We start from the raw sequence: 12,593 nt of genomic DNA, 5'->3' as shown, positions 1-12,593 counted from the left end.
TCAGTACTATTGCGTTTTGATACTTGATCTCTAGGGTGTTGTGGTGAAGATAACTGCGCTGACTGAATTTGATGCCTACTTTCCAGCCGTCTTTCCTGCTTTTCCGCCAGAAGCGGAAGAGCTCACTGCGCTTTTTAGCCAGCACTACCCTCATTTTCTCACCACGTTCTTGATCGATGAATCAGCAGCTAGCCACGATTTATCTGCTATGCAATGGTCAACGGCAGAAACCTACGCCAAGCTCATGGCAAACTATCAGCAAGAACACTACGCTGAATACCCTGATAAAACGCCGGAAGCCAAACCGTTAGAATCCCTGTGGGCGCAGTGGTATTTTGGGTTATTGGTGCCGCCAATGATGCTGTTGCTACTTCAGCAATCAGCCCCTCTCGATCCACATATTCGGCAGTTCAAAGTTCGCTTCCATGAAAGTGGACGCCCTGAGGCATTTATCTATTATCCGCAGTTAATAGCCGGTGACGCCCGTAACAGCACTCCTCTACAGCGTATGGTGTCCTTAGTTGAGCGTCATCTGATTCCAGCAGTAAACGCCATTGCGCGCCAAGGCGTTTTAAACGCTAAGCTGATGTGGAGCAATATTGGCTATGTGATGCATTGGTATTTAGGAGAATTACGTCCCCTGATTGGTGATGTGCTTTTCTCGCAGCTCGAACAGGCTCTCTTTTTCTCCGCCTCTTTCCCCGACGGCCAAGACAACCCACTCTATCGCACCGTACTGATGCGTAACGGTACTATTCAGCGCCGAACCTGCTGCCAACGCTATAAGCTGCCTAAGATGAAAGAGTGCGGTGATTGTCCGCTCACGCTGGGTTAAAAAGCGGAGTCAACTTAAAACATTCTTATCTATTACTACTAAATCAAGTAATAGCTTTCTTGATCGGCGTCAGAAGAATTCCCCCTTCATTACGTATCCTTATGCGACTTAAAAACAAAGGATATGTTTTCAATGAACTGGTATATCAAAGTATTAAAAAATTACGCCACCTTCAGTGGCCGGGCTCGGCGCAAAGAGTATTGGATGTTTGCACTTATCCAGGGCACCGTTTGGGCCATACTGTATGTTCTGATGCTCACATCTGATAGCTCACTGATTGCTGGTATCTTCATTGTATTTGTACTTGCGACTCTTGTTCCTAGTTTGGCTGTCGTCGTAAGAAGATTGCATGACATCGAGCGCTCAGGATGGTTTTATTTCATTAGCTTTATTCCCGTTGTCGGCCCGATCATTTTGCTAGTCTGGTCTTGCAAAGCAGGGACCACGGGCGCCAACCGTTATGGCGCAGACCCAAAAGCTGAGCAACCTGCTGGCATCATTCAATAAGATCTCCTCGCCGCTAACCCACCCATCGGTGGGTTAGACTGCCTTATATATAAATAGAATTAATACCTTACCTGTTAATAACCATTACTCGATTAATTTCATTGAGTTATTTATGGTTATTCTTAAATTACTCTCATGAATTCGTGACGTAGATCACAAAGAAAAATAGTTTCCCCTCCTCTGCTTGAATAAAAGCTACCAAAGCTAACGAGAATAATTATCATTCTGTATCGCATTTGATATAGCGATGTCATTGACTGGTTAACATCCGGCGATGACCAGATTGCTCACAATTAATTATTAGATCTTCGTGCTTTTTCAAGCAGGGATAATTAGATGAAATACAAAGCGTTTATTAACTCTTCGTTGAAAGCGGCGTTGCCAATCGGTTGTTTGGTATTCCCTTTGAGCGTCTTCGCAGATACAGCAACAAATACCGCAGCAGCAGACGATGCAGACAAAATCGTTGTCAGCGCCAAATCCAGCCTCCCACCGCTGGGAAGCTACGAAAATACCGGCACAAAATCCGATCTGACCGCGCAAGATACTCCGCAAACTATCAACACCGTTGAAGGCCAAGAACTCGACGAGCGCGGCATCAGCTCACTAAACGAAGCGCTGCGCTACGTATCGGGTGTAACCACTGAAAACCGTGGTGGCGCCATCACACGTTTTGATGAATTCACCATTCGTGGATTCAAAAACAGCGAAAACTATCTCGACGGCCTACAACTGCCTTACAACGAATGGAACATTCAAGGCCAAGTTGATACCTACATGCTCGATCGTATCGAAGTCATGAAAGGCCCCGCATCAGTTTTATACGGTAACGCCTCACCAGGCGGTATCGTCAACATGATCAGTAAAAAACCACAGAAAAACCAAAATACCGACGTAGAATTTGATACCGGCAGCGATAATCGTCGCGAAGGGAAAATCGATTCAACCGGACAAATTGGCGATAGCGACGTCAGCTACCGCTTTGTGGGCTTAGCCGGTGCCGTTGATGGGCAGGCCGAAGGCTCCAAAGATGAGCGCTATCTGTTAGCGCCTTCTCTGCGTTGGGATATCGACGATAACAATAGCCTGTTGCTACAAGCCTTCTTCCAGAACGATCCTAATGCCGGCGTTTATACCTCTCTGCCAGGCGAAGGCACCTTCAAGTATTCTCCTTATGGCAAACTGCCGACTGACGTTTATCTGGGCGATCACAATTGGGAAGCCTATAAGCGTAAACAAGAATCTGTCGGCTACCAGTTCGATCACCGCTTCAGCGATGAGTGGTCTTTCACGCAGAAAGCTCGCTTTATGCATATCACGGCCTATCAGGAAAACACCTACAGCACCGGTCTTGCTGATGATGGCCGCACTCTCGGTCGTCGTATGTACATGACCGATGAGAGCATGGATTCCTTCAACATTGATAACCAGATTGCCGGTAAATTTGATACCGCGTTCCTGCGCCACAATGTGTTGCTGGGCTTCGATTACCAGTGGCAGAACAACAAAACCGAGTATCAGGATGCCGCTGCGCCAAGCATCGATATCTTCGATCGCAATAACCACGAAATTAACCGCGGCAATATTGCCTGGGATCCGTCACTGGCCACCAACGTGCGCTATTCAATGCACCAGAACGGCTACTACTGGCAGGACTCTATCGATCTCGACAAGCTGACCATCTTGGCCGGTGGTCGTTATGACCAATACGAGAAGCGCACCTACGGCCTGCAATACGGTGCCAATACAGATGAAACTTTCTCTCAAAGCAAGTACACCCAGCGCTATGGCGCGATGTACCACTTTGAAAACGGCATCTCCCCGTACGTTGCTTACTCAGAAGGCTTTGAGCCTTTAGCTGGGCGTAACAAAAGCGGTGGCTCTTACAAACCAGAAACCAGCAAGATGTGGGAAGGTGGGGTGAAATTTGCCACACCAAGCCAGAACACCATCTTCACGGCCGCTGTGTTTGATATCAAAAAAGAGAATGCGCTGACCTCTAACCCGAACGGCGTTGATCCCTACGAGAAGTATCAAAGTGGCGAAATCGAGTCGAAAGGCTACGAGTTTGAACTGCGCACTTCCCCGCTGGAAAACCTGCTGTTGACGGCGAACTACGCTTATACCGACGTGAAGATTACCGAAGATGCTAACAAAGCGTTGATCGGCAACCGTCCGGTACAAACGGCTAAAGACAACGCTAGCGCATGGGCTAACTACACCATTGACGATACCTTCCTGCGCGGGCTCACCGTCGGTGCCGGTATCCGTTACATCGGTCGTATGGAAGCTAACCAGAGTAATACTGAGCAGTTGCCAGCCGTTACGCTGTATGACATGGCTGCGTCATATGAGTTAGGTAACCTAACGCCTGCGCTGGATAACGCCACGCTGAAAATGGCGGTGAATAACATCACTGACAAGCGCTACGTCGCAAGCTGCTACGACAGCAATAACTGCTGGTTCGGTGCAGAGCGCTCCGTGGTGGTTGGCGTGAAATATTCCTTCTAAGTACCTCTAAAAAATAGGGATGCCGGGCATTTCGGCATCCCTGAATAAAAACACCTTTTAAATTAATTTATTGGCGATTTAGCGCCAGATTCACAACCCGTATCCGCCATCTAGAAATCTGGATAAATGCTGAGCATCGAATTTGTACTCCTCGTAATAATCTAAGGTAAGATCTATGACCCAGTTCTCCTTATCCTCTCAGCAGCAGGCTGCGACACAACCTTATGATTTTATCGCCATTGGTATTGGGCCATTTAATCTTGGGTTAGCATGCCTCACGCAGCCGCTGTCGCAGGTAAACGCGCTGTTTCTTGACCAAAATTCAGGCTTTGACTGGCACCCTGGCATGATGCTGGAAAGCGCTCATCTGCAAACGCCGTTTATGGCCGATCTGGTGACGCTGGCAGATCCAACGCACCCACTGAGTTTCCTGAACTACATAAAACAACAGGGACGTCTGTACTCGTTTTATATTCGCGAAAGCTTCTTTTTGATGCGCAAAGAGTACAACCAGTATTGCCGTTGGGCGACAGAGCGCCTGAGCAACCTGCGATTCAATACCAAAGTTGAGCGCGTGGAGTTCGATCAGGATAGCCGCTGTTATCAGGTGCATTGCAGCGATACCCGCAACGGTAAGAAGTTAAAGTTTGAAACGCGCCATCTGGTGCTTGGCACTGGCCCTTCGCCGGTTATCCCTGAGTGCTGCCAGCCCTTTGCCGAACGTATGGTGCATTCCGGCCAGTATTTGCATCACAAGGAAGAGCTTCAAACCCGCCGTTCTATAACGGTGGTAGGCAGCGGGCAAAGCGCGGCAGAAATTTACTACGACCTCCTCTCCGAGATTGATAAGTATGGCTATCAGCTAAACTGGGTCACTCGCGCGCCGCGCTTCTTCCCGCTGGAGTACACCAAGCTAACGCTGGAAATGACATCGCCGGAGTATGTGGACTACTTCCACCAGTTGCCCGCAGAAAAGCGTGACCAGCTTAATATGCAAAGCCAGCAGCTTTACAAAGGCATCAACAGCAGCCTGATTAACGACATTTTTGATCTGCTATACATCAAACGCTTGGACGGTCATGTGAATACCCGCTTATTCACCAATACCGCCCTGACCGGCGTACAAAATACCGCTAACCATAAAACCTTGAATCTGGCGCTGCATCAGCATGAACAGGATCAACACTTCGCCATCGACAGCGAGGCAGTGATCCTGTGCACCGGATATCGCCACCAGCCGCCTGCATTTTTACAACCGATCCATGATCGGATCGCGTGGGATGAAAAAGGCCGTTACGACGTTGCCCGCAACTACTCAATCGATACACAGCACCAAGAGATCTTCGTGCAAAACGCCGAGCTGCATACTCACGGTTTCGTCACTCCCGATCTTGGTATGGCCTGCTACCGCAACTCATGGATCCTGCGTGAGATCACCGGAACCGAACACTACCCAATTGAAGAACAAATTGCGTTCCAACAGTTTGCCGCCCCGCAAACCGGAGATTTGCTATGAGTTATATATTTAAGCATCAGGTGGAAAACGTGGGTGATTTTGCCCTACGTCCGCTGGATGCGGTTCAAGATGCCGAGCTGCTGCATAGCTGGGTTAGCCAACCTTACGCACGCTATTGGGGAATGATGGAGCAAAGCGTTGAACAGGTACGGGATTTCTATCTCGATCTGCTTAAGCATCATCCCGATGGTGCATTCATCGGTGTGTATCAAGGCAAACCGACGTTTCTATTGGAACGCTATCAGGCGATTCACGATCCGGTTGGCCAATGCTATCCGGCACAAAACAGTGACTATGGTATGCACATTTTGGTCGCGCCAGCAGACAAACCGGTCAACGGTTTTACCTGGGCCGTATTCCAAACCATTGTGGCATTCATGTTTAGCGATGAGCGCGTTGCTCGCATTGTGGTCGAACCCGATGTGCGTAATGAGAAAATCCATCGTCTGAACAAACGCGCTGGCTTCGTCTATCAACATCAAATCGAACTCGCGAACAAAACCGCATGGCTAGCGTTCTGCGATCGCGAGCAGCACGCTGCTGCACTGCGCCATGATGCACAATTCCATTCTGTTTCCCGTCAGGAGACCCACGCATGACCACTCATACTCAGTTTTCTCATTTGCCTGTGGCAGAACAAAACCGTCACGTTATCGCTCACCTGACCCCCGAACTGTGGAGTAAAGCCAACCGTCTACACGTGCGCAAGGCGATTGCCGAATTTGCACATGAGCGTCTATTTACGCCTGAATGCGTTAGCCAGCCAACGTCAGCCGATGAAATGGCAGATTACCAACTGGCTGCACCACAGGACGAAGTGATCTATCACTTCCGCGCACGTCGCCTAGCCTTGGAACACTGGGCCATTGATGCTGACTCTATTCAAAAAACACAAAATGGCGTTGAGCAAGAGCTGGACTCGCTTCGCTTTATCATTGAATTCAAAGACGTGCTGGGCATTCCACAGGAAATGCTGCCCACCTATATGGAAGAAATCACCAGCACCTTATACAGCAGCGCCTTTAAACATCTGCGCGAAGGAGTTTTGATTGAGCATCTGCTCGAGGCTGATTTCCAAACGCTAGAAGGCGCCATGATGGAAGGCCACCCTGCGTTTGTGGCAAACAATGGTCGTATTGGTTTTGATGCGTTTGATTATCAGGCCTATGCGCCAGAAGCCGCAGCGCCAATCAACTTTGTTTGGCTTGCGGCACACAAAAGCAAAGCACATTTTGCCAGCATCGATGAACTAAGTTACCAACAGCTACTGGAAGAAGAGCTCACGCCAAGCATCGTTGACGGTTTCACTCAGCAATTGATCGCTCAGGATCTTGATCCGAATAATTATATCTTTATGCCTGTGCATCCGTGGCAATGGCAAAATAAGCTGACAGGGATCTTCGCCCCCGACATTGCCAAGCGTGAACTGGTTTATCTGGGCATTGGCGATGATAACTATCAGGCTCAACAGTCCATCCGCACCTTCTTCAATACCAGTCATCCGCGCAAACGCTATGTAAAAACTGCGCTATCGATCCTCAATATGGGCTTTATGCGCGGCCTGTCTCCGTACTATATGGCGACAACGCCGGGCATCAACGAATGGCTGGCCGAGCTTATCGAAAACGACAGCTGCCTGCGTGATTATGGTTTCCGTATGCTGCGCGAAGTGGCGACCATCGGCTATCGTAATCACTATTACGAAAGCGCGGTGAGCGGCGATACGCCATACAAAAAAATGATGGCTGCGCTGTGGCGCGAAAGCCCGCTGGCGCTGATTCAGTCGAACCAGCGTGTTATGACGATGGCGGCGCTATTGCATCAGGATCGCGATGGCAATGCGTTGCTACCAGCCATGATTCAGGCTTCTGGCTTAGAGACCGGCGAATGGTTGAAACGCTATCTGCAAAGCTATCTCAGCCCGCTGCTGCACTGCTTATACACCTACGATCTGGCCTTCATGCCACACGGTGAAAACCTGATCCTCGTGCTGGAAAACCATACCCCGGTGCATGTCTTTATGAAAGATATCGCCGAAGAGATCGTGGTGATGGATCCCGATGCCGATTTGCCAGAAAAAGCCAAACGCGTTGCGGTATTCGTACCCGACGAGCTTAAAATCCTGTCGATCTTTACCGATGTGTTCGACGGTTTCTTCCGCTTTATGGCTGCGATTCTGCATGAGCAGGGAAATTACCCACAGGAGAAATTCTGGCAGCGCGTGACCGAATGCGTGACGGATTATCAGCGAGCGCATCCTGAGCTGGCCGAACGTTTCGAGCGCTACGATATGTTCAGCCCTGCCTTCACGCACTCTTGTTTGAATCGCCTCCAATTGGCTAACAATCGCCAGATGATCAACCTCAGCGATCCATCACAAAATCTGAAATTTGCGGGCCAGTTGGATAACCCATTGGTGACTTTTAAATAGCGCTCGACGTGACTGGCGCTGACACAAAAAGATAGACGGGTTTATCGCAGGGTGCGGTTATATAACGCATCCTACGCTCCCCCGAAAATCAGAATTGAACGACTATAGCCCCTGCCGTTTCTTTTTCACTGGGAACGCAGGGGCAAACTCTTTACATAAACCGAGTAATCACCCGACATGTCATCCTATATTGCTGCTTCTAAGCTAACTCGCCGTGCCGTGCTGTTTCCGCTCGCACTGGTGTTATTCGAGTTCGCAACCTACATCGCCCACGACATGATCCAACCGGGCATGATTCATGTGGTGCGTGATTTCAATGCCGATGTGAGCTGGGTTCCAACCTCATTAACCGCGTATTTATTCGGTGGCATGATGCTGCAATGGCTGCTTGGGCCACTCTCTGACCGCGTTGGCCGCCGCCCGGTGATGCTGACCGGCGTGATGCTGTTTGTTGCCGCCTGTATCGCTACGCTATTCACCAACAGCATTGAACAATTTATTCTGATGCGCTTTATCCAAGGTATCAGCCTCTGTTTTATCGGCGCCGTGGGATATGCCGCCGTGCAAGAAGCCTTCGATCAAACGCTCAGTATCAAGCTGATGGCATTAATGGCCAACGTGGCCTTGATAGCGCCATTGATTGGCCCGCTGGCCGGTGCGGCATTTATTCAATTCGCACCGTGGAAAAGCATGTTTGCCGTATTTGCCTTAGTGGCATTTATTGCATGGCTCGGTCTATGGAAAGCGATGCCGGAAACCGCGCAGTCGCAGGGCGAAAAATTACGCTTAACCTCCCTGCTGGCAGATTATCGACAGGTATTTGGCAATCTGCGTTTTGTCTGTGGTGCGGCATCAATCGGTTTTTCGGCCCTGCCGCTGTTGGCGTGGGTCGCGATTTCTCCGGTGATACTGATCGATGGTGAAGGGCTGACGCCAGTGGCATATGGCTGGTTGCAGGTGCCTATTTTTGTTGCCCTTATCATGGGCAATTTAGTGCTGGCACGCATCGCAGGAAAGATGTCGATTGAAAAACCGCTGTGGCTCGGCGCACCGCCGATCATTACCGGTCTGGCACTGGCCACCTTTGGCACACTGTTTACCCCGCATGCTTACCTTTGGACCATTGCCGGTTTAAGCCTTTACGCCTTCGGCACAGGGCTAATTAACGCAGGATTATATCGCCTCACGCTGTTTGCCAGCGATATGCGCAAAGGCACCGTTGCCGCCGCTCTCGGTATGACCACCATTGGCATTTATGCCTTGGGCATCGAAATCGCAAAACGTATTTATCTCTGGCAGGGAAGTGGGATCTTTAATTTGTATGGATTAATCAGCGGGCTGCTTTGGTTGGCTCTGATGTGGGTGTTTTTGAAGAAGAAGGCCAGTCGCTAACTTCCGCATACTGACCCTATCGTAATCCTCCCCTTCGCAGGGGAGGAATTTCGTTTGCGGGTACTATCCCACGACGACTGATAGCATACTCAGCGACGCCATCACAATGCCGTCCACCGGCACAGAAATCGGCTCTTCACCGTTCCATGCGCCAAGCACATATAACAGCGGCAGGAAGTGCTCCGGCGATGGGTTAGATAATTCAGCGCCTTCATGCTGCATAAAGTTAACCAGTGGATGGTTTTCGCCTTTATGTGCCAGATTCTCACGCACAAAATTATCAAAACTGAATGCCCACGGATAAGGTTCCGCTTCGCCCTGCCACTTAACCATTCGCAGGTTATGTACCACGTTTCCGCTCGCGACAATCATCACGCCTTCATCGCGCAAGGCGGCGAGTTTCTTGCCTAGTTCATAGTGATAAGCCGCGGGTTGAGTACCATCAATACTCAGTTGGATCACCGGAATATCGGCATCTGGATACATTTTGATCAAAACGCCCCAAGTACCGTGATCCAAACCCCATTCGCTGGTATCCAAATGCACCATTTCTGGCGCCAGTAATTCCTGTACTCGACGAGCGAGTTCAGGCGAACCCGGCGCTGGATATTGCGTATCGAACAGGGCCTGTGGGAATCCACCAAAATCATGGATCGTCCGCGGCTGTTCCATCGCCGTGACAAACGTACCACGGGTGTACCAATGCGCAGAAACAGCAACAATCGCTTTCGGACGCGGCAACGTTTTACCTAACTCGCGCCAAGCCGTGGTGTAGTCATTTTCTTCCAGCACGTTCATCGGGCTACCGTGACCGAGAAATAGCGCAGGCATACGAGAGGTAGTCATAACATTATCCTTTTCTGAGTCTGGCGGAGAGCATCGCCTCCGAATGGTTATACATTACTCAGATTTATCTCGATCGTCTGCCGGATAACCATGATGATGATTGTCAGTAAATTTGAATATCAGACCCAGAGGGGTTGAGTTATTAGAGTCATCGGTAATAACTTTGTATTCGCTATTTACTTAAAGATAGGTTAAAACAATAATAGGAATCATTATCAACAAGGAGGCGCTATGTCAGTTCCACTTATTCTGACTTTGCTAGCTGGCGGTGCCACATTTGTCGGCGCGTTATTAGCCATTATCGGACAGAAACCCTCCAACCGGGTTTTAGCGTTTGCGCTTGGCTTTGCCGCAGGGATTATGCTGCTGATTTCTTTGATGGAAATGTTACCCGCCGCGCTGGATACCCAAGGCATGTCACCGATGCTTGGCTATGGCATGTTTATCATTGGTCTGGTGGGCTATTTCATGTTGGACAGAATGTTGCCGCACCAGCATGCACACGACCTGATGGATGCGCCTAAGGCAGGGAAAACACGCAACCTGCGCCGTACAGCCATGCTGCTAACGCTCGGCATTAGCCTGCATAACTTTCCAGAAGGCATTGCCACCTTTGTCACCGCCAGCTCCGACCTTGAATTAGGCATGGGTATTGCGCTCGCGGTTGCCATTCACAATATTCCTGAAGGCTTAGCGGTTGCTGGGCCGGTCTATGCCGCCACGGGCTCAAAAACTAAGGCGCTATGGTGGGCCAGCATTTCGGGCTTCGCCGAAATTTTAGGTGGGTTACTGGCATTCTTTTTGCTGGGGCCGGCCATATCTCCGGTGTTAATGGCCTCAATCATGGCAATGGTAGCGGGTATCATGGTGGCGCTATCGGTAGACGAACTGATGCCGTTGGCCAAAGAGATTGATCCGCAGAATAACCCAAGCTATGGCGTGCTGTGCGGTATGACGGTGATGGGATTTAGCCTGACGCTGTTACAAAGCAGCCCGCTCGGTTAAGACTCTCCCATCTCCAAATAGCAAAAAGGACAGCCTAGGCTGTCCTTTTTCGTGCAGAGCTAAAAATCAGCTCGCGATTTTTTCTTGAGACTGGCGGTAAGCCACCAAATCATCGATGGTCACGACTGGCATGTTATGTTTGTTAGCAAACACAATCACTTCTGGCGCACGTGCCATAGTACCGTCGTCATTGGTCAGTTCACACAGTACGCCCGCAGAACGGAATCCCGCTAAAGTCACCAGATCGATAGTTGCTTCAGTATGACCACGACGAGTCAGAACGCCGCCGTTTTGAGCGCGCAGCGGGAACACGTGACCAGGGCGATGCAGGTCAGAAGGCTTAGCGCCTTCAGCGCTTGCGGCACGCACGGTAGTCAAACGGTCTTTGGCAGAAACGCCGGTCGTCACGCCTTCAGCGGCTTCGATAGTCACGGTGAATGCGGTGCCGTAATGGCTGGTGTTGTTGCTGACCATCATCGGCAGATCTAACTGCAAACGACGCTCTTCGGTGATGCACAGGCAAACAATGCCGCTACCGTGACGGATGGTCAGCGCCATCTGTTCTTCAGTCATGGTTTCAGCAGGGAAAATCATGTCGCCTTCGTTTTCACGATTTTCATCGTCAAGCACCATAACGCCGCGGCCTTCACGCAATGCAGCCAGCGCACGTTCAACACGTTCCATCGGAGTACCGAAATCGGAAAGTAAAGTCTGATTCATGGTAAAAAAACCTCATTAATTATATGGATTACCAGAATCAGGGCAGCTTTGAGGAGTGGCAAACGTAAGCCTACGGCTAACGCGCCTAATAACGCGAGTGGGACAAACCCAACAGGTATCGTTACTCTCTCCCATCCGGACTCTAACCGTCGGCTCCGGAATTACACCGGATCTGCTGTCCTTACACCTTGCGGCATAAGCGCTCGCGGGCTTTTTATGCTGCGCTTGCCGTGAAAGACATGCGTTATGCATAAATTTACCGCCGGTGGGGACTTCCACCCCGCCCTGAGAATAAGCAGGTCAACTATAACGCTAATGATTAGTTTGGGCAATCGTCATTCCAGATTATCCAAGAGCGATCACAGAGGTTTATCCATTCGCCAACTCGCATTACACTATGCAGCTATAGCTCTGCTATTGTGCATCAGCTCAATATCATCGTCATTCGTTCTGATAGTGGTTCTTAAGCCCTAACGCATGACCATAACGACCAAGGAACACGCCATGATTGACCCGAAGAAAATTGAACAGATTGCCCGTCAGGTGCATGAATCCATGCCAAAAGGACTGCGCGAGTTCGGGGATGATGTCGAGAAAAAAATCCGCCAAATCCTGCAGGCACAATTTAATCGCATGGATTTAGTGAATCGCGAAGAGTTTGACGTACAAACGCAGGTTTTGCTGCGCACGCGTGAAAAGCTGGCGATGATGGAACAGCGCTTAGCTGCGTTAGAAGAAAAACTGGCAGCAAGCGAAGCAACCGCGACAAAAGACGCTGAATAAGCGAGTCGAGCATAAACGCAAAAACGGAAGCCATCGGCTTCCGTTTT

At 50.0% G+C, this 12,593-nt stretch carries 11 protein-coding genes and 1 riboswitch; of the genes, 9 read left to right on the top strand and 2 right to left on the bottom strand.

Going from position 1 to position 12,593, the window contains the following annotated elements; all coding sequences use genetic code 11:
• Nucleotides 1-43: 43 nt before the first annotated feature.
• The 7 genes from fhuF (at nucleotide 44) to CPY98_RS03090 (ending at nucleotide 9,192) form a co-directional block, all read left to right on the top strand.
• Entirely contained in the window at nucleotides 44-835 is a 792-nt protein-coding gene (gene fhuF / locus CPY98_RS03120; RefSeq protein ID WP_043490848.1) for a siderophore-iron reductase FhuF, read from the top strand.
• Nucleotides 836-967: 132 nt separating this feature from the next.
• Nucleotides 968-1,342, top strand: a complete 375-nt coding sequence (locus CPY98_RS03115; protein ID WP_046449736.1) for a DUF805 domain-containing protein — start codon at nucleotides 968-970, stop codon at nucleotides 1,340-1,342.
• 336 nt (nucleotides 1,343-1,678) lie between these two features.
• A complete protein-coding gene (locus tag CPY98_RS03110) occupies nucleotides 1,679-3,853 on the top strand; it encodes a TonB-dependent siderophore receptor (protein ID WP_025799055.1) in 2,175 nt (724 codons plus the stop codon).
• Between the two features lie 175 nt (nucleotides 3,854-4,028).
• A complete protein-coding gene (locus CPY98_RS03105; protein ID WP_043490843.1) occupies nucleotides 4,029-5,369 on the top strand; it encodes a lysine N(6)-hydroxylase/L-ornithine N(5)-oxygenase family protein in 1,341 nt (446 codons plus the stop codon).
• Nucleotides 5,366-5,968, top strand: a complete 603-nt coding sequence (locus CPY98_RS03100) for a GNAT family N-acetyltransferase (protein ID WP_096386327.1) — start codon at nucleotides 5,366-5,368, stop codon at nucleotides 5,966-5,968. The genes CPY98_RS03105 and CPY98_RS03100 overlap by 4 nt, the downstream gene beginning before the upstream one ends.
• Nucleotides 5,965-7,800 (top strand): IucA/IucC family siderophore biosynthesis protein, encoded by a 1,836-nt coding sequence (locus CPY98_RS03095; RefSeq protein ID WP_096386324.1) that lies wholly within the window; start codon nucleotides 5,965-5,967, stop codon nucleotides 7,798-7,800. The genes CPY98_RS03100 and CPY98_RS03095 overlap by 4 nt, the downstream gene beginning before the upstream one ends.
• 177 nt (nucleotides 7,801-7,977) lie before the next feature.
• On the top strand, nucleotides 7,978-9,192 hold the full coding sequence (locus CPY98_RS03090) for an MFS transporter (protein WP_096386322.1): 1,215 nt from the start codon (nucleotides 7,978-7,980) through the stop codon (nucleotides 9,190-9,192).
• Between the two features lie 63 nt (nucleotides 9,193-9,255).
• Here the strand turns inward: CPY98_RS03090 and ygiD are convergent, their stop codons facing one another.
• Entirely contained in the window at nucleotides 9,256-10,038 is a 783-nt protein-coding gene (gene ygiD / locus CPY98_RS03085; protein WP_043490834.1) for a 4,5-DOPA dioxygenase extradiol, read from the bottom strand.
• Between the two features lie 231 nt (nucleotides 10,039-10,269).
• Here ygiD and zupT point away from each other — a divergent pair, with 231 nt between their 5' ends.
• Nucleotides 10,270-11,043, top strand: coding sequence for a zinc transporter ZupT (gene zupT, locus CPY98_RS03080; protein WP_096386319.1), 774 nt, complete (start codon nucleotides 10,270-10,272; stop codon nucleotides 11,041-11,043).
• A 66-nt stretch (nucleotides 11,044-11,109) separates the two neighbouring features.
• Here zupT and ribB read toward each other — a convergent pair whose 3' ends face one another.
• Nucleotides 11,110-11,763 carry a 3,4-dihydroxy-2-butanone-4-phosphate synthase gene (gene ribB, locus CPY98_RS03075; RefSeq protein ID WP_025799042.1) on the bottom strand — a complete coding sequence of 218 codons (654 nt, stop codon included), beginning with the start codon at nucleotides 11,761-11,763 and terminating at the stop codon, nucleotides 11,110-11,112.
• A 119-nt stretch (nucleotides 11,764-11,882) separates the two neighbouring features.
• A riboswitch (FMN riboswitch) is annotated at nucleotides 11,883-12,060 on the bottom strand.
• A gap of 207 nt (nucleotides 12,061-12,267) precedes the next feature.
• Between ribB and CPY98_RS03070 the strand changes: the two genes are divergently transcribed.
• Nucleotides 12,268-12,546, top strand: coding sequence for an accessory factor UbiK family protein (locus CPY98_RS03070; RefSeq protein WP_046359356.1), 279 nt, complete (start codon nucleotides 12,268-12,270; stop codon nucleotides 12,544-12,546).
• The last annotated feature ends 47 nt before the right edge of the window (nucleotides 12,547-12,593 follow it).

This window comes from Hafnia sp. CBA7124, assembly GCF_002355555.1.
In the GTDB taxonomy this organism is placed as follows: Bacteria; Pseudomonadota; Gammaproteobacteria; order Enterobacterales; family Enterobacteriaceae; genus Hafnia; species Hafnia alvei.
This window is presented reverse-complemented; position numbering and strand designations above follow the sequence as displayed.

What these genes read in the sequence shown, in the direction of transcription:
- CPY98_RS03115 (WP_046449736.1), top strand. Translation starts at nt 968, where the DNA reads ATGAACTGGTATATCAAAGTATTAAAAAATTACGCCACCTTCAGTGGC.
- CPY98_RS03110 (WP_025799055.1), top strand. Translation starts at nt 1,679, where the DNA reads ATGAAATACAAAGCGTTTATTAACTCTTCGTTGAAAGCGGCGTTGCCA.
- CPY98_RS03105 (WP_043490843.1), top strand. Translation starts at nt 4,029, where the DNA reads ATGACCCAGTTCTCCTTATCCTCTCAGCAGCAGGCTGCGACACAACCT.
- CPY98_RS03100 (WP_096386327.1), top strand. Translation starts at nt 5,366, where the DNA reads ATGAGTTATATATTTAAGCATCAGGTGGAAAACGTGGGTGATTTTGCC.
- CPY98_RS03095 (WP_096386324.1), top strand. Translation starts at nt 5,965, where the DNA reads ATGACCACTCATACTCAGTTTTCTCATTTGCCTGTGGCAGAACAAAAC.
- CPY98_RS03090 (WP_096386322.1), top strand. Translation starts at nt 7,978, where the DNA reads ATGTCATCCTATATTGCTGCTTCTAAGCTAACTCGCCGTGCCGTGCTG.
- ygiD (WP_043490834.1), bottom strand. Translation starts at nt 10,038, where the DNA reads ATGACTACCTCTCGTATGCCTGCGCTATTTCTCGGTCACGGTAGCCCG.
- zupT (WP_096386319.1), top strand. Translation starts at nt 10,270, where the DNA reads ATGTCAGTTCCACTTATTCTGACTTTGCTAGCTGGCGGTGCCACATTT.
- ribB (WP_025799042.1), bottom strand. Translation starts at nt 11,763, where the DNA reads ATGAATCAGACTTTACTTTCCGATTTCGGTACTCCGATGGAACGTGTT.
- CPY98_RS03070 (WP_046359356.1), top strand. Translation starts at nt 12,268, where the DNA reads ATGATTGACCCGAAGAAAATTGAACAGATTGCCCGTCAGGTGCATGAA.